The sequence below is a fragment of the Actinokineospora sp. NBRC 105648 genome (genome assembly GCF_030269645.1).
Classification (GTDB): domain Bacteria; phylum Actinomycetota; class Actinomycetes; order Mycobacteriales; family Pseudonocardiaceae; genus Actinokineospora.
Map to the genome: position 1 here is coordinate 123,016 of NZ_BSTR01000003.1, position 25,153 is coordinate 148,168.

Below are 25,153 nucleotides of genomic sequence, written 5' to 3' on the forward strand. Positions count from 1 at the left end.
AACAATTATGGAGGCGCCTCAGTGGGCGAGATCGACTTGGGTGACGTCGCCGTGTTCGCGCGCGTGGTCGACGCGGGCGGCTTCAGCGCCGCCGCCACAGCGCTGCGCGCCCCGAAGTCCTCGGTGTCCAGACGCGTGGCACGCCTGGAGAGCGCGCTCGGCACCCGTCTGCTGCACCGCACCACCCGGTCGGTGACCCTGACCGAGGCGGGCCGCGCCTACTACGCGCGGGTGTCCAACGCGCTCGCGGAGATGAGCGAGGCCGCCGCCGCCGCGCTCGACGCGCGGGAGGAACCCCGCGGCACCATCCGGATGACCGCCCCACCCGACGTCGGCGCGGAGATCCTGCCCGGGCTCATCGCGGGGTTCGTCGCCCGCCACCCGCACGTCCGGGTCGAGGTCGACTTCGTCGCCGAGACACCGAGCCTCGTCCACGGCGGCTACGACCTCGGCCTGCACGGCGGCCGACCAGACCCCTCGCTCGCGGCGACCAAGCTCCAGGACACCGCGTTCCGCCTCTACGCCGCCGAGACCTACCTCGCGAGGGCGGGGGTGCCACACCGCGCCGAGGATCTCGCGGGGCACGCCTGCGTCCTCTTCCGCGTCAAGGACGGCACCACCCGCTTGAACCTGCGCCACCGCGACGGCGACATCAACGTCGAGGTCAGCGGCCCAATCGCCGCCAATGACCTCTCGTTCGTCCGACGCGCCGCGATCGCCGGCGCGGGCATCGCCCTCATCCCGGCCCTGGTCGGCGCCCGCTCAGTGGCGAACGGCCGACTCGTGGCCGTACTCCCCGACTACCACGCCACCGGCATCCCGCTGAACCTGGTGTACCCCTCCACCCGACACGTGCCGCTGCACGTCCGAGCCCTCCGCGACCACCTGCTCACCCACTTCCCCCAGTAGCGACCGAGCCCCACCGGCTCGTGCTCCGTCGCTGGGCGGAGACAGTCAGCGGCCGATGTGGATGTGTGCGGACCAGGCCAACGGGTGGCCCGGGAACCGCCCGCGCAGTGCCAGCGTGGCCCGGTGCACCGCCTCGGCCGCCGAGTCGGTGTCGGGTCCCATGGCCGTGTAGAAGTCCCGGGCGAACTTCACGGCCATGCCGTCCCGGATGGGCCACAGCGCCGCCACGACGTGCCGGTAGCCGGCCAGTTGGAACGCCGAGGCCAGGTGGATCGCCTCGTCGGCCAAGGTGGGGGTGGTGCCCGCGGTGGAGCACGCGGACAGGAAGGCGAGGTCGGCGTCGAGCTCCAGACGGGTGATGTCGAGGACGGTCAGCGGCGCCTCGTCGTGGTCGGCGAGCACCAGGTGGCCCCGCGACGGTGAGTCGGCGTCGGTCACCCCGTGGCAGGCGAAATGCGCGCGGGCGTAGTTGCCGAGTTCGGCGAGCACCCGGTCGCGGCGGCAGTGCGGGCCCACCAACTCCATCGGCGGACGGGACAGGACGGTACCGAGCACTTGCCGTTCGGCTCGTACACCGGGCAGTGGCGCGAAGCCAGGCGCGTCCGGCACCGCGACCAGCAACGTCCGGCCATCGGCGGTGGGTGCCTCGCGGTCGCGGCGGGCGTGCAGCAACGCGCGGGCGGTGGTCGTGTACGACGACGTGACCCGGTCGACCACCGCACGGCCGACATCGGCGTGGTACCCGGCGGCGTGCAGTGGCAGGAAGGTCAGCGGCCCGGACGGACACCACCACACTCTGGGCCAGGGTCGTCCCGCGACGGGTGGTCCATGGTGCCCGAGGGCCGCGAGGACGGGCTCGGTGACCTTGTCCCACAACCACTCCAGGGTGCGGCCGGCGGTCGCGTTGTCGTCACCGTCGACCGCGTCGAGGAACACCCGGGCCCGTTCACCCACCTCGTCGCGGGTCACACCGGTCAGTGGCACCGCTCGCACCCCGTCGCGGGTGACGACCAAGGCGTCGATCCGTTGCTCACCCAGCGCGAAGAGCACCAGCGGGCCGTCGGCCGCGGCCACCGACAGGTCGGCGGGCGGCCTGAGGAAGCCGTCGAATCCGGGAAGGCGGCGTACTTCGTCGACCAACTCGCCCCAGCGCACCGCAGAGCGGTGGTGCCGGTCGGTGTCCGCGGACGCGGTCGCCGTCCACTCGGCCAGGGTCCAGCGGAGTGCGTCCAACTCCCTGGCGACCTCCGGGTGCCGCCCGGCCAACTCGCTGAAGTCGTCGCGGTTCTCCAACACCTGGGCGAAGAGTATTCCCCGGCCGTGGTCGACCAGCGTGGCCGCGCGGTTCGCGGAACCGGCGAGCACGGCGGCGGCCGCCGCGTCGCCCAGCTGGTCGGTCAGCCCGACGAGCCTGCGCTCCTGGTCGGCGCGGACCAGCCCGCGGGACGCCATGAGGGGGAACAGTTCGATGGCCGCGGCGTGGATCTCGACCGCCACCTCCCAGTCACCGCAGGCAGCGGCGGTGTTCGCCGCACCCCGCAGGTGTTCGATGCGGGTGCCCACCGGCACGCGGTGATCCGCACCAGACCCACGCAGGATCAGCAGCGTCTCGCGAGCGACCTCCGGCTCGCGCGTGCGTAGGAACAACGAGTGCAGCAGCGCACCCAGGGCCGCGACCAACAGGCACCGACCGGTGCGGTCCGCGGGGATCTCCCGCAGCCGCGCTCGGGCCGCGGCCACCGCCGCCCGGCACGCGTCCAGGTCGTCGACCAGCACGCTGTGGTGGCCGAGCACCCCCAGCGCGTTGGCCAGGAGCCCGGGAGCGTCCGGGTAGGCCGCCGGCATCGTCGCCACGACCTTCCGGGCGAGGTGGGCGGCTTCGGTGATGTCGTCAACACGGCCGCTGAGCCGGTGTCGGGAGTAGAGCCGCGCGGCGAGCCTCATGAGCATCCCGGTCGCGAGAGCGGACGGTTCCGAACCTGCTTGGACCTCGCGTCCGAGCGCGATGGACCGATCGAGCGCGGCCGCGTCACCGGTGTGCTGGAACAGCCCGTGCAGCGCCTCACCCAGGTTGTGCATGGGGGAGAACCGGCGGGGGCACCCGTCGTGCAGCAGGTCGATCGCCCGCTCAAGCGCGGTGATCGCCTCGCGCAGGGACCGGCCGTCGCCGGTGCTGCCGTGCCGGGCGATGAGGGTGCTGCCGAGGTTGTTGAGCCGCGCGGACTCCTCGTGATCACCGTCGGTCTGGTGCGCGTGCTCGCCCGCGTGCCTGCCGAAGCGCACCGCGTTGTCGTGCGCCTGCTGGTCCCCGGTGTTGCGGTGCAAGAACTCCCAGGCACCGGAGAGGCTCCCGGCCAGCTTGACCGTTGGCCGGATCTTGAACGCCCGGTCGAGGGCGCGAATCGCCGCGCGCAGGTCCGCCACGTCGCCCACCGCCTGGTACAAGTGGACCAACGCATGTCCCAGCAGCTCCAGCTTGTCGCACCGGCTTTCGTCGGATCCGGCGGCGAGAACTTCCTTGCGCAGCAGGGCGACCGCCCGGTCGGGTATGTCCGGGTCGGCGGCGCGGGCGCCACGCCGCACCAGCGCCTCCGCTTCGCTGCCCGCACGCCGGCCGACGCTCGCGTCGAGGAGACCCCGCAGGAAGTCCCGCTGATCACTCGTCCACGCGGCGTTGGTCACCTCGGGCCGGAGCACGGTCTCCAGGTCGCCGTACGCCGACTGGTCGTGGTCCTCGGCCAGTCCGGTGGTGGCGGCACCGAAGTACCTGGCGCAGTCGAACCGGAGTGGGTGCCCGGGCGAGATCTCACCCAGCGCGAACCGCGTCAGCGCCGACACCGCCACCAGCGCGTCCTCGTCCACATCGGACACCGAACTACCCAGGGTCGCCGCGGCCAACGCCACCCAGTCCGCCGGTTCACCCCCGATCGCGGCGACGAAGCCGGCGGCCGCCGCTGGGCGCGCCAGCCGCCGCACGACCGCCTCCCGCGCCCGCTCCGCCCGCGTCATACCGCCCCCTCCTCAGATCCCGGTGTGCGTGTGCGCCGCCCATTTGTTGGGCATCAACGGATCCCGATCACGCCGCCGCCGAACTGTCTCGTGCAACGCGACCGCGGCGGCCGCCGTCGACACGGAGCCGGCAGTGGTCAACCGGGCGTAGAACTCCCTCGCGACCGCCGTGGACACCTGGTCGGCCACCGGCCAGACCGTTCCGACCACCGACCGGAACCCTGCCAGGTGGAACGCGGCGGTGACGTGGGTGGTCTCGTCGGCGTGGAACAGCGAGGTGAACCCGGTGGCGCAAGCGGACAGGTAGGCGAGGTCGGCCTGTGGCAATCGGAGTCCGGCGATCTCCGCCACCGTCAGCGGCGCGTCGGCCAAGGCCAACGCGGTGGTGTCCGGGTCGAGCCACTGGCCGCGCACGTGGCACGCGAGGTGCACGACCCTGCTGGTGGTCAACGCCTCGACCACAGCGGCGCGCGACGCGTCCCCGTCCGCCAGCAGGACCGACGACGGGATCCGCGCGCGGACGATCTCGGCCTCCGCGAGAGCCCCCGGCAACTCGGCTGAACCGGCGGCGGACTTGGACACCGCGACGACCACCACCGAGCCCTCGTCAGTCTCCTCATCGGTCCTGGCGGTCCGCGCGTGCTCCAGAGCACGCAACGTCGGGGTGTAACTGGACACGACGCGGTCCATTACCGTCTCGTCGTCATGGGCGCCGTGCCTGCCCGCGGCGTGCAACGGGAAGAAGTTGGTGATGCCCACGGGGCACCACCACAGGCGGGGCCAGGCTCCTTCTTCAGGAGGGCGGTGGTGACCGAGCGCGTTGAGGACGGGACTGGTCACCGCGTCCCACAACCAGGCCAGCACCGCCACTATCTCGGCCTGCGCCGCCACCTTCGCCCGGACAAGCCCGTCCCGGTCGGCGGTGGTCCAGATCGCGGCGTGCAACCTGCGCGCCTGCGCCAGTGCGGTGTCGTGGTCGAACGCGGGCAGGTCGACGACGAGGACCGGGCTGACCGGATCGTCGACCGTCACCAACGCGAACCCGCGGTCGTCCCGGCTGATGACCTGGACCACCGCGCCCTCGGCCCCCTGCCGCCGCAAACGGTCGATTGAGGGAGGACGCTGGAAACCCACCAGGCCGGGAAGTGCCCGTACCCGCTCGACCAACCCTGCCCAACGACGATCCATCTCCGTCAGTCGAGCGGGCGAGTCAGCGGAAGCGGCGGGGGTGAACAAGAGCCCGGACACTTCCATCTCGGTCCGCATCTCGTCCAGCTCGGCCGCGAGCGCGGGCGCGTGCGACCGCAGCACCCGTAGATCACCGTGGGCGTCGAGGGTGTCCGCGATGAGCACGCCCCGGGTCAGCTCCAGCAGCTCCACCGCACGATTCGGCTTGCCCGCCCGCACGGCGACGTCCGCGGCAGTCGCGGGCAGGCCGCGGAGCTGAGAAATCAGGTGACCGCGGTCGGAACGGGGGAGCGCCCGGGAGCTGATCCGGGGGATCAGACCGACAACGCGCTCGACCACGTCCAGCGCCCAGTCGATCTCCCCGGCCGTGTTCGCCAGGGTGGCGGCCATCGCGAGGGCCATCGCGCGGCGCACCGGCGCGGCCCAGGCCGAGTCAGCGGCCTGGAGCAGGGTTCGCATCCCCTCCGCGAAGACCGCCGGGTCCCGCTCGCGGTCGTAGCGCAGGTACAGGCCGATTCCCAGATTGGTCAGGAAGTGCACTTGGTCGGGATGGGTGGACGATGTCGCGGCGATCGCCGAGCGACCCACCCGCACCGCTTCGCGCAAGGTCGGGAGTTCTCGGGTGCGGTCGTAGTCGCACTGCAGCGCGATACCGAGCTGCGACAGGTGTCCCGCGAGTTTGGGATCGCCAGGAGGACAACGCGCGACGACGTCTCGCAGGACAGCGCAGGCCCGCTCGGCGGCCGGGGCGATCCCAGCGGCATCCGTCTGGGCCAGTAACGCGCCCGCGAGACCGTGCGCGTACATCCGCCAATCGGGGTGATCAGGCGGCGTTGTGCCCAGCGCGGCCTCAAGGACCGCGACAGCCTCACCCAGCACCGCCGGGTCCCCGTTGCGTTCATAGGCCGTGTGCAGAACGGCGCCGAGGTTGCCCAGGAGGCCGGCGCGTTCCCGAGGTGGTGCCAGACCAGCGGCGCGCCGCAGGCCCGCAACCGCGTCGACCAGTACCGCCGAGTCGCCGGTGCGGATGGACCAGGCCATGAGGATCGAGCTCAGCGTAGTCGACGCGCTGTACCAGTCCGGGTGGTCCGCCCGCGTTCGTCGGACCACGGCCTCCACGAGCGCCTTGGCTTCGGTGAGCGCCCGGAAGTCGCCGTGGTGGCGGTCCATGGCCTGCAGGGCCTCGCCCAGGAGCAGCGCGTCCGCCGACGCCGAGCCCGGATCGGCGGACTCGACCACGACCCGCAGAACCGCGACCGCCTCGGCGGCTACCTGCACAGGTGCACCGAGATCGCTCCACCCGGCGAGTGCGGTTCCCAGTGCGCGGCGCATGGCGTTCCGCATGGTGTCGTCCCGGCTGGCGCCGAGCGCGGATCGCAGCACCGCCACCGCCTCCGCCAAGCGCGCGGCATCTGCGGCGTGTGTTCCGAGGCTGTAGAGGGCCGCACCCAACACCGCCAAGAACTGCGCGTACTCCGGGTGATCCGACGGGATCCCAACCACCGCCGGGCGCAGCGACTCGACAGCTGCGCTCAACTCGGCCGCGTCACCGGTGTTCTCGTACCGCTCGATCACCACCGAAGCCCGGTCGAGCGCGAGGTACTGCGCCTCGTGGGCGAACCGCAGGAGGACCTCTTCCGGTACGAGATCTGGGTGGTCGCGGTAGATCGGTCGAAAGAGCTGCATCGCCCGGCGGGCCTCCGCGCGGTGGTTCGGGCCGCGCTTTCGGAGCCAGTGCAACGTGCCGAGGGTGGCCAGCGCGTGCGGATCCCGGTCGAAGTCCGGGCACGAGCGGACCAAGTCGGCCGCGAACGCGTCCACCTCAGGGCCGCACAGGGCGTCCCAGTGCCCAGTCCGCCACGCCAGCTCGAGGTGGAACCACAGCCCGACGAGGGCGCGGGAGCGCGGGTCAGGCACGTCGCTCCACCGGCGGGCACCAGAGCCACCCGTGGCCGTTGAAGGACTTGACGGTGATCGGACGGCGGTGGAAGTCCGCCGCGGCGAGGCCGGTCGCGCCCTCGGCGACGACGTAGGTGTGCAGCGGCTCGGAGATCATGACGGCCAGGTCGCCGGGCGTCGTGGCGATGGCGGCGCGCAGTGGATCGCTCTCGAGCAACCGGCACATCCGCACGACAGTGTCGCCGCTGAACCCGATCGCGACGATGCCCGCCGGGCCGACGTCGACGGCCAGCCGGAGCCGCATCCGGTCGGTGTGCGCGGCGTTGTCCAGTGCCAGGTGGCGACCGACGGAGGCGAGCAGGGTGGGCAGGGCGGACTGGACGTCGACGGTGGCGGGCAGGAAGACGATCTCGCCGTCGCCGCTGCCCTGGTGGTCGGTTTGCGCGCGTTCGACGTCGAGATCGGTCAGGGCAGCGGCCACGAGCACGGCCAAGCGGGACTGCAGGCTGTCCTTGCCGGGCGTGTCGCGGGCGCTATAGCCGACGATGTCGACGGCGAAGCCCATCCGGATCACCTTGCCGTGCGGTCGTCGCGGCACAGGCGCGGCAGGCGGTGGCTCGCCGAGTACATCGGTGGGCGCGGTGACCGGTGCGGGGGCAGTGGCGCGCGGCAGGGTGAGGATGCCCCGCGCGAGTTCGGCGGAGGTCGTCAGGTAGGTGATCGCGTCGTCGAGGTGGCGCACGAGTGCCCGGTCTCGGTTCTTGTCGCCGGGCAGGGCGATCCCGGTGGCGGTCATGTTCGCGGCGAGGATCACGCAGGTGTGGCGCATGGTGCGCGACCGGGAACGGGCGAGCAGGGTCGCGGCCTCGACGGCGGCCAGCCGGTCGATCAGGTCAGGCGGGTCCGGCACGGCCGTCCACCGAGCGGCCAACTCCTCGGCCGAGCGGCGAAGCGCGGCCAAACCCGGTCGCGCGTGGTCCCAGATCCGCGCCTGGTAGCGCAGGCACGCCGCGTGGGTGAGGTACTGGGCCAGCCGCGGCAGGCTCACGCCGCCGTCGCTCCAGGTCAGCGCGCTCACCTCGGCATCGCGCCCGGCCACGCCGAGGACGACGAGCCCGCGATCCGCCTCGACGCCCCGCGGGGACTCCCACAGGGTGCCCACGTCCCCGAGCGTGGTCGGCTCGTCCCAGCGGACGGTCGCGCCGAAGCCACCGGGAAGAAAGGACCGGGCATCACCACCGGTGGCCTGGTAGATCCTCGCGCTGCCGAGGAACGCGCCGGTGGCGCCGTCGACGACCTGGTCGAGCCAGCGATCGAACTCGATCCACCCGGGCGGCGCGGCCGACCCGATCCGGACCCGCCGAGCCACGGTGTCCTGCGGTGCGGCGAACACCAGCGAGAACACCACCACCTCGCCCACCTGCCGCGCGATCACCTGGAAGTCAGCGGTGTGGTCCTCGGCCGCGGCGAACGCCACCGCCCCGGACAGACCCGCCGAGCCACCGGGCAACTCCGCGGGGAGGCCGGTGGCCAGGATCGGCCGGTCGGTACCCAACAACACCCGACACCGCCGCCACACCACGTCCAACCCCGCCCAAGCCGCCGCGGCGTTCGGACCGTCCAGCGGCAGGAAGGCGTGGTAGAGAAGTTCCTGGTCGCGCGGCGCCCTAGCGGTCATCGTCGGGTGTCGCCACGGGGTCCGGCTCGACCAGGACGTGCTCGAGCACGGCTCGCCGTTCCATGACCTCGTCCGGGGGCGGCAGGTGTCCGGCACCGATCCGGGTCACCCGCACCGGGCCCGTCAACGCCAACAGGTTCGCCGCCTCCCGCACGGCCTCCCTATCGGCCCTGGTCAGCGCGCTCGCGAGGCGGTCCAGGATCAGCTCGACCTCGACCCACCGCTCCACACCGAGCCGCCACTGCGGCAAGGCGTCCAACTCGGCCCGCAGGTCCACCACGGTTTCCTTGTCCAACCAGCCGTGGTCAGTCACAAGGTCAAGATACCAACAGCGAGACCGCCGCGGGGGCGCCTGGGCTGGCGAATCGCCGGTGCTAGTGGACAAATGCAGGACACGGTCCGGCACGACAGTCGGTCGCCGAAGCCATCTTTCTTCCACCGTGGACATACAGGTCACCGAATGTCCTACAAAGGACAGGTCGGCTTGGTCCGGGCTGGATTGGGTGAAACTGCTTTGTTTGGGGCCCCTAAGAAAAGAGGCGCCGTGGGTAGAGCGGGTGGGAAAGGGATACCCACCGCCTGGGTCAGGCTAGCGCCTCTTTTCTCCCCAAACAAAGCAGTTTCACCCAATCCAGCACTTGGCGGGGCGGCTGGGGACGGAGTTCGATTGGTTCGCCCGCTTGGGGTTTTTAGCCAATGAGTGTTGTGCGTGCGTGTAGGTGTGGGTGGGTTTGCGTGTGTGTGGGTTTGAGCGCGTAGCGTGGCCTGATCCGGGGCTCTATTCCCTCGGCTCAAGTGGTTTGGCGGCGGCGCCGTGGGAGAACGCTGCCGTCTCTGGGCCGCGTTGGGGGCCGGGCTGGGCGTCCAGTTGGGTCAGGGCTTGGGTCAGGGCCTCGACCAGCAGGTCGGCCAGGTCGTGGGTGAACCCGTTGCGCACCACCACGCGCAGGACGGCCAAGTCCTGGCGGTCGGCCGGGAAGGTGTACGCGGGCACCAGCCAGCCGCGTTCGCGTAGGGCGGCGGAGACATCGAATACCGTGTAGTTGTGCTCCGCCTGGGTCAGGGTGAAGGCGAACACCGGGAGTTCGCTCCCGTCGGTGAGGAGCCGGAAGGGGCCGAGCCCGGCGATCCGGGCCGCGAGGGCCGTGGCGACCTCCCGGCAGTACAGCTGGACGCGGCGGTAGCCGTCCACGCCCAGCCGCAGGAAGTTGTAGTACTGGGCGATCACCTGGGCGCCCGGCCGGGAGAAGTTGAGCGCGAACGTGGGCATCTCGCCGCCCAGGTAGTTGACCTTGAACACCAGGTCGGCGGGCAGCGCGTCCGCGTCGCGCCACACCACCCAGCCCACGCCCGGGTAGACCAGGCCGTACTTGTGGCCGGAGGTGTTGATCGAGGCGACCCGGGGGAGCTGGAAGTCCCACACCAGGTCCGGGTCGCAGAACGGCGCGACCATCGCGCCCGAGGCGCCGTCGACGTGGACCGGGATGTCCCAGCCGCGCTCGTCGGCGAGCCGGTCGAGGGCGGCGCAGATCTCGGCCACCGGCTCGTAGCCGCCGTCGAACGTGGAGCCCAGGATCGCGACCACGCCGATGGTGTTCTCGTCGCAGTGTGCCGCCGCCTGCTCGGCGGTGAGGTGGAACTGGTCGCCGGACATCGGGACCAGCCGGGCCTCCACCTCCCAGTAGTTGGCGAACTTCTCCCAGCACACCTGCACGTCCACGCCCATCACCAGGTTGGGCCGGTCGGTGGGCAGCCCGGCGGCCCGGCGGCGGTGCTGCCAGCGGCGCTTGAGGGCCAGCCCGGCGAGCATGCAAGCCTCGCTGGACCCGGTGGTCGAGCAGCCGGTGGTGGTGTCCGGGTCGGCGGCGTGCCACAGGTCGGCGAGCATCCGCACGCACCGCTGCTCGAGCTCGGCGGTGCGCGGGTACTCGTCCTTGTCGATCATGTTCTTGTCGAACGCCTCGCTCATCAGGCGCGTGGCGGCGGGCTCCATCCAGGTGGTGACGAAGGTGGCCAGGTTCAGCCGCGCGTTGCCGTCGAGCATCAGCTCGTCGTGCACCACCTGGTAGGCCGTGTCGGGGTCCAGCTCGTCCGCCGGGAGGCGGTCGCGCGGGATCCGGGTGGGCTCCCTGGTGAACAGCGGGTTCACCGAGACGTCCGGGCGGCCGCGGCGGTCGGGGTCCGAGGGGTGCACCAGGGGCATGGCGGCCTTTCGTCGTGGGTCAGCGCCCGGCCTGGGAAGCGGCGGCGCCGCCGAGTTGGCCGAGGGTCAGCGGGTGCCGGGGCGGTTCGTCGAGCACCAGGCGCCGGGTGGTGGTGAGCCGGTCGTCCACGTGCAGCAGCTCGCCCGGGCGGAGCGGGGACCAGCCCGGGTCCTCGTCCATCCGCTCGCTGGCCACGACGACGGCCGGGTGCTCGGCCAGCGCACCGGATCGGACGCGCACCCGACCCGCGGTGCTCGCCTGCTCCAGGTGCCTGCCGCTGTGCGGACCGCCGGGCGCGCGCTCGAGCACGAACAGATCGTGGGTGTCGGGGTAGCGCAGCGCCCAGAGCTCCCCGGGCGTGGTGAGGACCAGGTTGATCGCGAACACCGGCAGGCTGTCGGCCACCCACCGCGCGGCGGCGGTGATCGCAGCACCGAGGTCGCCGCCGTTGCCGTCGGCGTGCTTGGTAATCAGCGCGAAGAAGCGCTCCGAGTCGGTGTCACCGAGCACCAGGTCGCGGTGGTCGCCGAGCTCGGCCTCCAGCGCGGGCAGGCCGCCGATCACGCCGTTGTGCGCGAACAGGCGCCCCCGCTGCTCGAACGGGTGGGTGTTGCGCAGGTCCACCGCACCGGTGGAGGCGTATCGGATGTGCGCGACGAACGTGGTCGACTCGCGCTCCTTGGCCTCACGGGCGAACTCCTCGTCCTGGTAGGCGGCGAGGGGCTGCTTCTCGACCAGCGGCACGCCATCGGCGGTGAAGGTGCCCAACCCGGTCCCGTCCGGCTCCCGCCTGCTCTGCTCGGACAGGCTGTCCGGCGCCTCCAACAACCAGAACGCCGCCCGCACCCGCCGCGGCGCGGCCGACAAACCGAACAACCGACACATCGCGGACCTCCCCGGCAGACGGCGCCCTCCGAGGTCCAGCCTGGCCCGATCACGCGCGAACCGCTACCCGGGCGGGTAGCGCCGTGCCGGACTCCGCCCGCCCGACTGAGCGGTGAGCACGTCCGGGCCCACGGTGCTCTCCGCACTCGCTCCCGGCCGTGTCCGGTCGCCGCGGGGGGAAGCCGGTGTCGCCGACGAGCACGTCGGCGACACCGGTCCTAAGAGGACATTCCCTCGGTCAGAGCAGCCAACCCTGGCTGGGGTTGCTGAGGTTGCAGGTGTAGATCACGACCGGCGTGCCGCTGGTGGTGGCGCCGATGTCCATGCAGGTGCCGCTGTTGAGGTTGACGATGTGGTCCGACGACCCGACCCAGGCCCAATCCTGACTGGTCACCGAGCTGCAGGTGACCATGATGACGTGCGTGTTGTTGGCCGTGGAACCGATGTCCATGCACAGGCCGTTCGCGTTCTTGAACTGGGTGCCGCCGACGACGGTCCACTGCTGACTGCTGACCCCCGTGCAGGGGACGATGATGACGCTGGTGCCCGGCGCGTTGGAGCCGAGGTCGGCACACTTGACCGCGAGTCTGTTGTACAGGGTCGCGCTCGCGGTCGTCGACTCCTTGAGCGGGGTCGTGCCCACCGACGGGACGGGCTTCCCGAGCGGGGCCGAACTCGCCGACGGGGCGGCGAAGATCAGGAGTCCGAGTGACAGGGCGGTGGCGAGAAGGGTCGTAAGGCGCTTGACCACGAAGGTCACCTTTCCGGTCGTGAGGTCGATCGCGGCAGCCTGGAACCTGACGTCCAGCAGAGCGTTGCTGTTGCTGACACCCCCAGTGTCACCGTCAACCTCGCTCTCGATCTTGACCGGTGTCATCGGATCCTGTCAAAGGTCTGCCCACATCAAGCCCCGTTCGGCTCAGCCAAGCCAATTCCCGCTAAAACACAGGAAAACCTCGCTCGTGCGGCGGTATCTCGACAGAGCACTACCGTGCGAGTCTGCCGTGGTTCACTTCCTGTCGTGCACAGTGTCCACTGTGGCCTAGGGGGCAGCGACAGGTTCTGCGTCCAGCGCGGGCGCCCCATCTACCTGGGTCGAGCTAGGCCTTTCGACGGGCGGGCGGGTACTCGGCGAGCACTGTGGAGTCCACAGCAGCGTCCACAGTGGAGTCCACGGCAGCGTTCACAGTAGACAGTCGCCAGGCGTTGACCGGGCCCGAGCACGCCGGGACCAGGTCGATCCGCAGGTTCCCCGCCGACCGGATCACCACCATGCCGGTGGCGTCCGCCACGAGCGCGGAGGCGACGGTGATCTCCCGCTCGGCCAGCAACGCGCTCAGCCTGCGGGCGTTGCGGTCGAACACCGTCGTACGACTGGCATACGCGGCGACGGGGTCCACCTCGCGGTCGGCTGGGCATTGGCAGTCGGCAGTGCCGACCACGATCCGCCCGCCCACCACGACCCGGAGCGGGCAGTAGGCGCGCAGGACGAACCTGTCGTCGCCGCGGGCGAACCGGATCTCGACCAGGTTGTCCGAGCGGTCCACACCGGTCACCCGGCTGCCGGTCAGCGCGTCGAGACCGGCAGCCGGGTTGGTGTCAGCAGGCATTCCCACCACTTCAGTCGAGACTCGGCCAGGGGCCGTCGTCGGAACAGTCCGGGGGTTCGTCGTGGTCCGCCGACTCGGGGTACACGTGGTGCACGTCCGAGCCCCGTTCGAACAGCCGCCAGCACTCCGCGGGTCCGGCGCCGGTCGGCACCACCTCGAAGCGCATGGCGTCGGACGCCTCGATCACGACCGCGCCGATCTCCGAGACCTCCGCCAGCACCACCTCGTACCCGGTCACCGCGAAGCGGTCGGTCAGCCGCCGCGCGTTGCGGTCGAACATTGTGGTGCGGTTCTCGAAGGCCGCCGCCCGGGTGTCCGACCGGTTCTCGGCGTAGCCCAGGTCGGTGGTGCCCAGCAGGATCTGGGCACCCCGCACCAACCGGAAGGCGCACTGGACGTGCAGGCGGTGCTCAGCCCCGGCCACGTCGAAGCCGACCTCGACCATGTCCGCCGTCCGGCCGACGTCGGTCACCCGGGCACCGACGAGCCCGCGCACCGCGTCGAGCAGGGTCGAACCCATCAGCCGCCTCCGCAGAACAGGTGCATTCCCTCAGCGAGGATGCCCGCGTACCCCAGGCCCTGCTTGGTGATGGCATCGTGCCACAGCCGCCGCTCGGCGCCGCTGAGCGCCCGGCCCAACCGCCGCTCCACCTCGCCGCGCGCCCGGTCCATCTGCCGGGCCTGCTCCTGCTGGCTCTCCGGCGAGTTGTACCCGTCCTCCTCGTCGTCCTCGCCGTCGTACTCCCAGCCCATGTCCTCCAGGCTGCCGAGACCCTCGACGGCCACCATCATCCCGCCCGCGACGGCGAGACCGCCCACGGCGCCGACCGCGGCGACCCCGACCACGGCACTGGTCACCGCGATGGTCCCCGCCGTGGTCAACGCGATGGCGCCGCACGCGACGGAGGCGAAGCACGCGCCGACGGCCAAGACCGCGCCCACGACCATCAGCCCCGCGCCGAGATCGCTCCAGAAGGACATCCCGCTCGGGTCGGTGTGGTTGAGCGGGTTGTCGCCCGCGTAGCTGTAGGGCGCCCGCGTGCGGTCGACCAGGGGGTCGACGGTGAGAAACTGGGCGGTCGTGGGCTCGTAGTACCGCGCCCGCAGGTAGACCAGCCCCGACTCGGCGTCGGTGTACTCACCCGCGAAGCGCAGCGGCGTGCTCAGCGTGCCGGTCGCGGTGGCCACGCCGTAGGCGGTGTAGGTGTAGGTGGCCCCCACGGTGCCGGTCGCGCCGAGCAGGCCGATCGTCGAGCCGAGCTGGTCGTGCACGAACCAGGCGCTGCCGCCGGGCCCGATCTGCTCGATCGGCGTCCCGTCCGGGCCGTAGAGGTAGTTCGTGGTCCCGTCGCTGAGCAGCTCGGGGGTGGTCCCGGTGCCCCAGACGAAGTTCGTGGTCGTGGCGCCCACGGTCTTGGACATCCGCAGGCCGTCGCCGTTGTAGGCGTAGGTGGCGCTCCCGCCCGCACCGGCGTACGAGGTGAGCCGCTTGGCCTGGTCGTACCCGTAGGTGGTGGTGGTCCCGGCCTTGGTCCGGTTGCCGACGGCGTCGAAGACGTAGGCCGCCGCCCCCGGCGGCACGGTGCCGCAGGTCGGGCTCGCCACGGTCCCGGTGGGTAGCCGCCAGCAGAGCCGACCCGCCGGGTCGAAGGCCTGCGTCGCGGCGCCGATCTTGGTCGGGTTGTCCGCCGCGTCGTAGGTGAACGCGGTGGACCCGGCGGTGGCGAGCTGTTCGCGCGGTGTGTAGGTCGAAGCCTGCGCCGGTGCGCCACCAACGGTCTGGGTGGACACCTGGCCGACCGGGTCCCGGCCGTAGGTGGCCGAGAGCACCGTGGTGGCCCCGGTGACCGCGGTCGTGGCGGTCATGGCGTCGGTGTTGTCGAACGCGTTGGTCACCGTCGTCCCGTTGGGGTAGGCGGTGGTCAGCACGTGGTTGGTCTTGGTGTACCCGAACGTCGTGGTCTTGTTCGCCGGGTCGGTGACGGTCTTGAGCTTGCCCGCGTCGTCGAAGGTCCGGGTGACCGCGACGGTTTGACCCGGGTAGGTCAGCGAGGTCTGGTTCCCGTTGCCGTCGTAGGTGTAGCTGACGACCGCGCCGGAGCCCTGCTTCGCCGCGGTGGGCTCGCCGAAGGTGTCGTAGGTCCACGTGCTGGTTCCGGTGCCGTCGGTCATCTTCACCCGGTGCCCGGCCGGGTCGTAGCCGAACACCGAGGTCGGCGTCACACCATCCGAATAGGACTGCGACGTGATCTCACCGGCCGCGTCGTAGGCGTAGGTGATGACCCGGTTGGCCGCGTCGGTGCTGGTGAGCACCCGCCCCGCCGGGTCGTAGGTGATCGAGCTGACCTTGCCGTCCGGGTCGGTCCGGCTCGACCGCCTGCCCTGGGCGTCGTAGCCGTAGTGGGTGACCGCGCCCAGGCCGTCGACGGTGTCGGTGATGGTGCCGTCGGCGTTGTAGTGCGTGACCTGCGTGGTCGAGTCCGCCTGGGTGACCGTCACCACCTGCCCGACCGGGTCGTGGGCCACGGTGATGGTGCGGTTGTTGGCGTCGGTGGCCGAGATCTGCCCGCCGTCGGCGTCGTAGCCCGTGGTGTTGGTATGGTTGAGCGCGTCGGTCGTGCCCGTGGTGCGCCCGTGCGCGTCGTGGGTCGAGGTGGTCGTGCGGTTGTTGGCGTCCACTGTGGACGTCACCCAGCCGCGGCCGGTGTCGTAGCCGTACTGGGTCTTGTCGCCCAGCGGGTCGGTGACGGAGGTGACGTCGCCGAAGGCGTCGAACACCGTGGTGGTCGTCTTGCCCAGCGCGTTTACCACGCGGTTGCGGTCGGCGGGGTGCGCGGCGTCGTCGTAGTAGTAGTTGACCGTCCTGGTCGGCGCCGAGCCGAAGTTGCCGGTCGAGGACTCCACCACGTTGTTGGCCTTGGTCACCGTCGTCGAGGTCAGCGCGAACTGCCCCGCCGAGGCGGCCGGAACGTGGCCCGCCTGGTCGTAGCCGTTGACCGTGGCGACGCCGTTCGGATCGATGCCCTCGATCAGGTTGCCCGCGTCGTCGTAGACGTAGTTCGTGGTGAACCCCAGGGCGTTCGAGGCCGACGTGCGGTTGCCGTGGTCGTCGTAGGTGAAGGTCTGCACGTGGCCATCGGCGTCGGTCTGCGTGGTCACCCCCAGGGTGACCGGGTCGTAGGTGTAGGAGGCGGTGCCCGCCGCGGGCGTGCCGTAGCCCTTGGTCTCCGAGACGAGCAGGCCGTTCTGGTAGGTGTGCAGGTCCTTGTGCCCGGCCGGGTCGGTCACCAGGGTCTGCCCGGCGACCAGGCCGCCGCCGGGGCCGTAGGCGAACCCGGTGGTGTGCCCGTTGGCGTCGGTCTGGGCGGTGACCCGCTCGGCGGTGTCGTAGGTCATCGACGTGACCGCCGACGCCGGGCCCGCGAAGTTCGCCGGGGTGCGCATCGAGGCCATCAGGTGCTTGCCCGGCACGTAGGTGTAGCGGGCGTGGTCGTCGTCCTTGAGCACCGGCGTGCGCGTGGTGCCGACCCCGTAGACCTCGGTCAGGTTGTTCTCGGCGTCGTAGCCGTAGGTGACCACCCGGCCGGTCTGGTCGGCCAGCGCGGTGATGTGGCCGCCGGTCCAGGTCAGCGTGTAGGCCCGGCCCGCCGGGTCGGTGATCGTCGTGAGGTGGCCCGCGCCGTCGTAGGCCAGCGACGTCTTGTACGGCGGGGTCGCCTTGCTGCCCGCCAGGTCCGACTCGGCGGTCAACCGCCCGGTCGCCACATCGAAGGTCAGGATCGTCCGACCCCGGCGGGTGTAGGTGTAGTTCGCGCCGTTCTTGACCAGGGTGGCGTCGAACCGGGGCGCCGCGGTCGTGTAGGTGCCCGAGTTGTTGACGAACGCGACAGTGGAGCCGTCCTCCTGGCGCACGGTGACGTTGCCGGTCCCGGGGTCGGTCTTGGTGGAGAGGTTGTAGGAGTGCGTCCATCCCCAGCCGAACGGACCGTCCGCGGCCAGGGAACCGTTGGGGCCGACGGGATCGGCGATCCCCTCGGCGTAGCTGCGGACGAAGTTCAGCGGCACGCCCCGCCCGGGGGTGGACAGGTCGGTGAAGGTGTCACCGAAGTAGCCGGTGACGGTGTCGACCGGGTCGCCCGCGGTGCGCTTGACGCAGCCGCAGTTGACGAACGCGGGGTTGCTGCCCTTGGGCGCGTCCTGGATGCCGGGTGGTCCGCCGATGGGCTGGCCGGGGGTGCCGCCCTGCGGCACGAAGGCGATGGCGTCGAAGGCGACGTCGAAGTCGGAGTTGCCGAAGCCGCCGTTGTCGACCGAGCTGCCGTTGTTGGTCAGCACGACGTTGCCGCCGTTGGTCATGGCGAAGGTGCCGATGGTGACCCACTGCTCGGAGTTCCAGGCCTGGTTGACCCGGATCCGCCACGGGCTGACCCCGCCGCCGGGGTTGATCGTGTAGACCACGTTGGTCGCCTGCGCGCCCAGCCCGGGGATGTGCAGCTTCACCTTGTAGTACTGCAGGCTGGGCAGGTTCGGCGTCCAGGTGCCGGTGTTGATCAGCGCCGGTTCGGTGCCGTCCTCGGTGTGGGTGAACAGCACGTGCCCGCCCAGGCCGGTGCCGAGCTGGTGGGTGTCGATGGCGCCGACGGGGTCACCGGCCGGGCTGGTGCCGTAGGCGTAGCTGAACGTGCCGTTGCTGGTCCAGTTCGCCGCCCCGCAGCCCTGCAGGTTCAGCCGGGCGGGCTCGTCGTCGACGATGATCGAGTTCGCCGGGACCTTGCTGGTGTCCAGGGTGCAGGTCGGCGGGTTCTGGCTGGGGTTGGCCGGTTCGGTCGAGCCGGTGGTGACCGCGTAGGAGCTCGTCGCGCAGGTGGTCGCGCAGGTCGGGATCCAGGTCACCGGGAGGTGCCACCAGCACTGGAAGTCGTTGAGCATGCAGTGGCTGGCACCCGGCACGGTCGGGTTGGTGGCGTTGGGGTCGCACTGGTTGTCCGTCGTGCAGAACGAGGTGAACGGCGCGGGCTGCACCCAGGTCTGGCCACCGTGGTAGTCCGGCGTGGCGTAGGCGCGCGAGCCGTAGCGCAGCAGCGGGCTGGCCATCCAGCCCAGCACCCGCTCCTGGTAGGGCCAGCTCGCCGGGTGCGCGGCGTCGGCGTAGGTGTTCTTCAGGTACGGGGCGCGGCTGGGCGGGTAGTCCAGGTTGGCCGGGTTGTTGGTCCAACCCAGCCCCCAGGTGCCGTGCGGCCCGACGCAGGTGGGGCCGGGCGTGCAGCCGGTGGTGTTGCCGTTGGCGGCGTTGGGCTGGATGCCGGAGTTGTAGGCCCAGGCGGCGAAGTACCAGTTCTCCAGGTAGCGCGGGTTGCCGCCGTTCGCGGTCACCCCGGCGGCGTAGAGCTGGTTCCAGGTGCTCTCCAGGATCTGCAGGCCCGCGGCGATGTTCTCCTGGTAGTCCACGGCGATCTTGGTCTGCCCGTTGACCGAGTACACGTGGTCGCCGACGTGCATGCCGGTGGTCACCTGGCCGAGGCCGTAGCCGCAGTCGGAGTGGGCGTAGTCGATCGAGCGGATGTCGCCGTGCGCGCCGTAGTAGTCCGAGACCAGCGGGCCGCCCGCGGTGCCCGCGGGGGAGTGCCAGGACGCCTGCGACCAGTTCGACTCCTGCGCCACGATCGCCTCGTACACCGACCGCGGGACCGTGTTCCACGAGTCGCCCGCCGGGTGCGACAACGGGATCAGCGGGAAGTCGCTGTTCGGCGCGAACGCGGCGAGGCCGAGGTTGGCGAAGCCCGCGGGCCGGGTGTAGGCGGAGCCGGTCAGCAGACCCTGCTCGGCCATCTGGATCGCCCAGTTCACCTGTGCCGGGTTGGGCTGCATCACCTGGCGGGACGCGCTCGTCCGGGACACCGCGCACACCGGGGTCTGCGCCGTGGTGCTGCTGGGCGCCTTGTCGCTCGTGCTGGGTGCGGCGTCACCCCGCGGTTCCGGCTTCCCTGGCCGCACGCCCGCAGTGGCAGCTGCGGTGGCTACGAAGGCAGCCGTAGCGGTCGCGGCGCGCTTGGTGCTCTGCGCGCGCGGCCTGCCCAGCAACCGGTTGGTCTTGGTGGCCAGCACGGCGGGCTCGGACCGGCCACCGTCGCGGTCCGGACCCGCGAGCGCGTCGCCGTCGAGGGACGCGGTGCTCGCCCCGAACGCCAGCGCCTGGTCGGTCACCGCCACGACCCCGGCGGCGGTCACGGCGGGGGCCTCGAGGGAATTGGTACCCGTCAGCACGGGGTGACCCGCCCGACCCTGGAACAGGTGCAGCCTGGTCCGCTCACCCGAACCGAGCTTCGTCGTCCGACCCGCGCGGTAGTGGACCGCGTCGGCCGTGCGAGCGCCCGGCTGCGTCTGCAGGAACCCGACGCCGTCAGCCGTGGCACGCAGTTCGTAAGCGTCGCCGGTCACGGTGGCCAGAGCATCAGTCCTACCGTCGGCCGACACCGACACCAGCCGGTTGCCGCGCACCCCGACGATCCCTCCCGCCGCGGGCACGGCCGAGGTGACCTGGTCATGAACCGTGATCGCCGCGTCAACGGCACCCGTCGCGAGGTCGACCCCGAGGAGCTGGGTATCGGCGTCGTCGGGGCCCACATCGAGCGTGAACACCGCCCGAGTGCCCAGCCCACAGCCGGGGGAGAAGTACTTCAGTCCGACCCCACTCGCCAGCGGCCGAACCACACCGGAACCAAGGTCCACCGAGTAGGCGAACGCCCCATGATCACGAGCCGACTGCTGGTTGACAGCCGACGCGGGCAACACCGCCACCGCGGCGAACTTCCCATCACCGGACAGACACTGATACCCAGTCCACGACGACTCGTCCCGACCACCCGGGCGCAGCAGCGCCACCTCCTGCCAGGCGAACCCGCTGCTCTCCCGCCCAACGTCGAGGTGATACCCGGCCTGGTCGCCCCAGCCCTCCAGGGCAAGATCAGCCGACCGCACCGCATCAACACCAAAGTCCGCGGCGACAGCCTCGGCCCCCCGCCCCGGCTCCGTCACCGGGGCAGCCGCAACCGGACTGACCGACCCCGCGACGAGCGCCAACACCGTCCCGGCGGCGACTCCCCACCGAGCAAACCCCCACCGCGCACCACGTCCAGGCACACCCAAACCACTGCTGACCACGTCGACGACCTTCCACCCCAGTGTGAACCCGCGAACGGGCTCCAAAAGTCGAGAATTCACGATCGGATCAACACTAAGAGCGCCCAGCGGACATCAGCAATAGGCCAAATGGTGACCCTGCTGGCCACATACCACACAGGTGGGAATACACCAGCCATTAAAACGCAGCCCAATAGCGGCTAATGTCCGAATCGCACCCTTTGTGTGAGACACGCCGTTCCGTCCGACGCCCTCGCTACCTGCGAGAAGCCTGGTAGGTACCAACTCCGCCGCTCCGGACGGCACCCACCAACCCCCGCTAGCAACGCCAATTCTTTGGCGGTCGCAGTCGAGTTCGACACACGTACGGCGTGCGATACAACCTACGATCTCTCGATCGGTACACTGCACGGGTGCTACGTCTACACGTTGACGAACGCCGAGCGCTACTCGAGCTTTAGGGAGAAGCCGGCTGTAGTGATCCGCGATATCGCGGACGGGCGAATGTACAACAATGGAAACAAGCAACCGTCCGGCACCGGATGTCCCACCTCCACACAACGCATGACTCGTCGCCCTCCGACCCCTGTTTGATTCGGCCTGCCGCACCATCCTGACTCGTGCAGCGCTTTCAGATCGGACCGTGCGACGGCGGAGTCCTCTGCAGCCAGTCGGTGAGAGTGGTGTAGTCGGTGTCTGTGAGTCCCTGGCGGGGATCGACACGGTGCAGCAGGGCATGGCCTCGGTGGTGCGCGGAGACCCAGGCTCGGTCTGCGTCGGTGATCTCGTCGTCGACCCAGGCGAACGAGCGACCTGCCGCCCAGTCGACGAGGGCGCGGGTCTTCCAGTGCAGCCCGGCGCGCTCGTCCTGCTGATCGAGGTCGGACGGCTCCGGCCAGGCCACCACCGCCAACGGCGGCAGCCCGATCCGGGGTGCGATGCACTCGTTCGCGTCGGCCGTCCATGTCGTGGCCCAGACCAGATCGCACGGGAGCGCCGCCAACCGAGGTCCGTGCTTGGGATTGATCCGAGGCAGAAGCGGGTTCGAACCGGCCTCCGGTGGTTCGAGATCCGTCTGGTAGGTCGGATACTGCTGCGGTGCCGCGCCGAAGGGAATGAGTGGCCCGTCGACATCGAGGAAGAGCAGCGGGCGCTGTCCAGAACCGGTCACGGCCGCACGATAGCCGTTCATCCGGACGGGTCGACTCGACTAGGCGATCTCACAGCGACAGCGGTAGCCGCCGAAGGACTCCCTAGTAGTTCAGCCCGATCGAGGCTCAGAGGTCGGGCGTACCGAGGTGGGATGGTTGCGAGCACGGCACGGGTCGCTGCGGCCAGGGTGGTCTCGATCGCGGCGACCTTGCCCAGCCGGCCTGAGCTCAGCCGCAGCCGGCCTGAGCTCAGCCGCAGGCGGCAGTCGGTTCGCCGGGCTGGGCGGTGACGTTCACAGCATTCCAGGCAGCCTTGACCGCCTTGTAGTCCGTGCAGTTTCCCGGAGTCAGTGCGAGCGCGGCCTGGAGCGTGGCGACGCGGTACTTCTGGTAGGTCATGCCGGAAACCTTCCGCTGCATGCCGCTGTACAGGATCTTGATTGCCTTCGGCACGCCGATCCCGGTGACCGCGGTACCGTCGCAGGTCGGGCTGGGCGGCAGCCCGTTGGTCGGGCTGGACCCCGCGGCGAGCAGCGCGAACCAGTGGTCGCCCACGCCTGCCGCCGCGTACGGCTCAGCGGTGGGGATGTCGTTGGTGTAGCAGTTCCTGCCGTACGACGCGGCGGGGTTGGACATGTCGCGCACGGTGGAATACGGCCGCTCACCGATGAGCAGGTCCGGGACATCGCCCGCGGTCTGGGCGGCGTGCCACTCGTTGGCCGCGCCGAACGCGTCGGCGATGAACTCCCCGGTGCCGTTGCCCGATCGGCCACCGGGGGTGGTCTGGTCGATGAGTTTGCCGTACTCGCGCCCGACCAGGTCGAGCGAGCCCACCCACGCCCCGGCGTTGTTGTAACCGACCGAGATGCGACCGGAAACGGTCGTGATACCCGGCCGAGGCTCACCGACGCGCAGGCCAAGACCCGGTCTGCCGCTTCCGTCGGCACCGTTGCGGCCCAACCACCCAACGCTCATGCGCTGGAAGGTCTGCGCCGCGTAGAGGGCATCGACGCAGCCGGTCTCGCGGTCGGTCGGGTCGCCACTACCCCACACGTCGTCGGGACCAGCGAACACCCTGCCACTGACCGCGTCCACGCAGTCCAGGCCCGGCCAGCGCGGGTCGCGCAGCAGATAGGTCGTCCCGGAGAGCGTCGTGTCCAGCGAAACCGGGTTCTGGTTCCACGCCCCGGTACCGGAGCCCGCCACCCGCGCCGCAGCGGGCGACACCGCGCACAACGCCAGGGCAACACCCAACACGAGGCCGCGAGTCGCCTGCCTACCCAGGACTTTCCCCCACGAGGACCGCATACCCACAGGATCGACAGTGGTCTGGACCAACGCAAGAGATTCCAGCCGTGAACAGATAACCAGTGCTGCCCGATGCAGTGGTCGCGATGATCGACTCACCCGGCGCCACGCTCTAGGACGCCAAGCCCAGCAGGGCTCAGCCAGCTGTACCGGGAACTGGACCTGACCATCCGTGCAACATGTCAGCGGACCCCGTGATCGGCCCCCATTCGGGTGATCACCAACGCCGGCTTCCCGTCGCCGGTCGATGGCTATGATCTTCGTGCAGCGAAGTCGACTACCATGCGCGGATGATCTGGGGGAGGAGCTTCCATGCAGAGGCTGGTTTTCTACCTGGTTCTCATACTGGCCGCACTCATTGCTGTCCCCTTCGTCAGAAATGCGATCCTGGTCGGCTTGATAGGCGGGATCGCCACTGGGTTCGCCGTTCCATTCGTGGACACAGTGTGGAACAACCTCACAAACCTGCGCCTCCTCTACGTGTCTATCCGGCACAGAAATGCACTGATCCGAGTATCCTTCTCATACCTCTTCCGCATTGAGGACGAAGGAAAGTTCCTCCTTGTTCGCGGTCGTCGACTCGACCAGTTTCAGCCAGTAGGCGGAGTGTACAAGGCGAACGCCTCGGCGAGCGGCCGATTTCGAGATTGGGGGGTGCAAAGTGATGACCTGATCCCAATCGACACGGTGAGCGGAAAAGATATCCGGCTGCGGGTGCCCGGGCGGCACTTGTATGCTTTCTTTCGATGGTTTGAAAGCGGAAAGGATCGAGAGACATCACCGTGGCGCGAGTTCTACGAAGAACTCATTGCGACGGAGGTCCTGCCAAGCCGCGAGTTTCCCTACTTGTACCACAATTTCGTGCGTCGAGAAGTGCGGCCACTCCGCTACAGTGACCACGCCCAGTCGCTCGAATTGTTGGTGGCCGACGTATACGAGCTCAAGCCAACGGACGCACAATTGACTGTGCTGCGTGAAACCAAGAATGGCGACTCGCCGGATTTTCGATGGTCAACGCCAGATGAAATAAAGCGGCGAGGCGCCACGCCTGGCCAGAATCAGACAATTCAGATCTCCGAAACCGCTGACTGGACGCTGTGAAGGACGCTGCAAGGGGCGCGGTCAGGTCAGTGTGCTGTCCCGTTCCCTGGGGGTCGGATTGGCCAATGCGTTCCGCGCGAGGTCGCGCAGCCAGACGTGCGCGCGGTCGGTGTCGTAACGTCGGTGCCACGACAGGTACACCCGAGCCTGCGGCAGTTCGAGGGGAAGCGGGAGCAGGGCCAGACCGAGGTCCGCGGCCGCTGAACGCGCAGTGGATTCCGGTGCTGTGACAAGGAAGTCCGCGCTGCGCGCGATCGTGAACGCGGCTGCTTCGGTGGGAACGGCCGCGACCACGCGCCGGGCGAGGCCGAGCTGCGCGAGAGCGTCGTCGATGACGTTGGCGAGTCGTCCGCGCCGCGAGACGGTGATGTGTTCGGCGGCGGCGTACTGCGCGGTGGTGATGGCCTCGACGCGGGTGAGCGGGTGCCCTTGCCGCACAACGATCACGTGCTTGGTCTCGGCCACCTTCTCGGCGCGGATGTCGGGTGCGTCCTGGTGACCCGCGTTCGCCTCGAGGTCGACCTCGCCCCGGCGCAACTGCGGGGTGTCGACGCTCGACTCCGCGATGAAGCGCAACTGCACACCCGGTGCCTGCTCGCGCACGGCGGCCACCAGCGCGGGGCCCGCGAGGGCGACGAGTGAATCGTGCCAGAGAAGCGCGAAGGTGCGGTCGAGGGTCATGAGGTCGAGCTCACGGCTCGGCGCCAGCACGCACTTGACCTGGTGGAGCAGTTCGTGCACCTGCTCCCTCACGGCGATCGCGTACGGCGTCGGGGTCATCGTGCGCCCGGTGCGCACCAAGATCTGATCGCCTGTCGTGCGCCGGATCCTGCCGAGGCTGCGGCTCATCGCGGGGGCGGTGACGTGCAGGTGTTCGGCCGCTCCGGCCACGCTGCCCTCCTCGAGGAGGGCGTCGAGCGCGGAGAGCAGGTTCAGATCCAATTGCATGCCAGTAACTCTACCGGTGCCTGACATGCAGTTGTAGTTAACGATGGGTGGGCATACCGTCGAGATGCGGGCGCAGCGTGGAACCCACGACGTCGCCCGATTCCCCTGCCCAGACGGGAGTAT

At 70.1% G+C, this 25,153-nt stretch carries 15 protein-coding genes; 2 read left to right on the forward strand and 13 right to left on the reverse strand.

The features are described from left to right. The first annotated feature begins 21 nt into the window (after window positions 1–21). Complete coding sequence (locus tag QSK30_RS03700) at window positions 22–909, forward strand: LysR family transcriptional regulator (RefSeq protein WP_285499525.1); 888 nt, start codon at window positions 22–24, stop codon at window positions 907–909. A 45-nt stretch (window positions 910–954) separates the two neighbouring features. On the opposite strand, the gene QSK30_RS03705 is transcribed toward QSK30_RS03700, so the two are convergent. The 12 genes from QSK30_RS03705 to QSK30_RS03760 form a co-directional block, all read right to left on the reverse strand. Beyond that, a complete protein-coding gene (locus tag QSK30_RS03705) occupies window positions 955–3,918 on the reverse strand; it encodes a CHAT domain-containing protein (RefSeq protein WP_285499527.1) in 2,964 nt (987 codons plus the stop codon). A gap of 12 nt (window positions 3,919–3,930) precedes the next feature. Further along, complete coding sequence (locus tag QSK30_RS03710) at window positions 3,931–7,023, reverse strand: CHAT domain-containing protein (protein WP_285499529.1); 3,093 nt, start codon at window positions 7,021–7,023, stop codon at window positions 3,931–3,933. Then, window positions 7,016–8,683: a CATRA conflict system CASPASE/TPR repeat-associated protein gene (locus QSK30_RS03715; protein WP_285499531.1), complete on the reverse strand. Its 1,668-nt coding sequence runs from the start codon at window positions 8,681–8,683 to the stop codon at window positions 7,016–7,018. The genes QSK30_RS03710 and QSK30_RS03715 overlap by 8 nt, the downstream gene beginning before the upstream one ends. Beyond that, window positions 8,673–8,996, reverse strand: coding sequence for a CATRA system-associated protein (locus QSK30_RS03720; protein WP_285499532.1), 324 nt, complete (start codon window positions 8,994–8,996; stop codon window positions 8,673–8,675). The genes QSK30_RS03715 and QSK30_RS03720 overlap by 11 nt, the downstream gene beginning before the upstream one ends. A gap of 465 nt (window positions 8,997–9,461) precedes the next feature. Beyond that, the gene (gene gad, locus QSK30_RS03725; RefSeq protein WP_285499534.1) at window positions 9,462–10,886 is read right to left on the reverse strand and encodes a glutamate decarboxylase; all 1,425 of its coding nucleotides are present in this window, start codon (window positions 10,884–10,886) and stop codon (window positions 9,462–9,464) included. Window positions 10,887–10,905: 19 nt separating this feature from the next. Next, window positions 10,906–11,772, reverse strand: a complete 867-nt coding sequence (locus tag QSK30_RS03730) for a class II glutamine amidotransferase (protein WP_285499536.1) — start codon at window positions 11,770–11,772, stop codon at window positions 10,906–10,908. Window positions 11,773–12,010: 238 nt separating this feature from the next. Then, window positions 12,011–12,649: an RICIN domain-containing protein gene (locus tag QSK30_RS03735; RefSeq protein WP_285499538.1), complete on the reverse strand. Its 639-nt coding sequence runs from the start codon at window positions 12,647–12,649 to the stop codon at window positions 12,011–12,013. Between the two features lie 223 nt (window positions 12,650–12,872). After that, window positions 12,873–13,382 carry a hypothetical protein gene (locus QSK30_RS03740; RefSeq protein ID WP_285499540.1) on the reverse strand — a complete coding sequence of 170 codons (510 nt, stop codon included), beginning with the start codon at window positions 13,380–13,382 and terminating at the stop codon, window positions 12,873–12,875. A gap of 10 nt (window positions 13,383–13,392) precedes the next feature. Continuing rightward, on the reverse strand, window positions 13,393–13,902 hold the full coding sequence (locus tag QSK30_RS03745; RefSeq protein ID WP_285499542.1) for a hypothetical protein: 510 nt from the start codon (window positions 13,900–13,902) through the stop codon (window positions 13,393–13,395). After that, complete coding sequence (locus QSK30_RS03750; protein ID WP_285499544.1) at window positions 13,902–20,360, reverse strand: RHS repeat-associated core domain-containing protein; 6,459 nt, start codon at window positions 20,358–20,360, stop codon at window positions 13,902–13,904. Before QSK30_RS03750 ends, QSK30_RS03745 begins: the two co-directional genes overlap by 1 nt. A 793-nt stretch (window positions 20,361–21,153) precedes the next feature. Further along, window positions 21,154–21,693, reverse strand: a complete 540-nt coding sequence (locus QSK30_RS03755) for an HAD domain-containing protein (RefSeq protein WP_285499546.1) — start codon at window positions 21,691–21,693, stop codon at window positions 21,154–21,156. A 229-nt stretch (window positions 21,694–21,922) separates the two neighbouring features. Next, entirely contained in the window at window positions 21,923–22,981 is a 1,059-nt protein-coding gene (locus QSK30_RS03760; protein ID WP_285499548.1) for a M4 family metallopeptidase, read from the reverse strand. Window positions 22,982–23,293: 312 nt separating this feature from the next. Between QSK30_RS03760 and QSK30_RS03765 the strand changes: the two genes are divergently transcribed. Beyond that, window positions 23,294–24,082, forward strand: coding sequence for an SMODS-associated NUDIX domain-containing protein (locus QSK30_RS03765; protein WP_285499549.1), 789 nt, complete (start codon window positions 23,294–23,296; stop codon window positions 24,080–24,082). Between the two features lie 21 nt (window positions 24,083–24,103). Here the strand turns inward: QSK30_RS03765 and QSK30_RS03770 are convergent, their stop codons facing one another. Further along, on the reverse strand, window positions 24,104–25,030 hold the full coding sequence (locus QSK30_RS03770) for a LysR family transcriptional regulator (RefSeq protein WP_285499551.1): 927 nt from the start codon (window positions 25,028–25,030) through the stop codon (window positions 24,104–24,106). Window positions 25,031–25,153 lie beyond the last annotated feature (123 nt).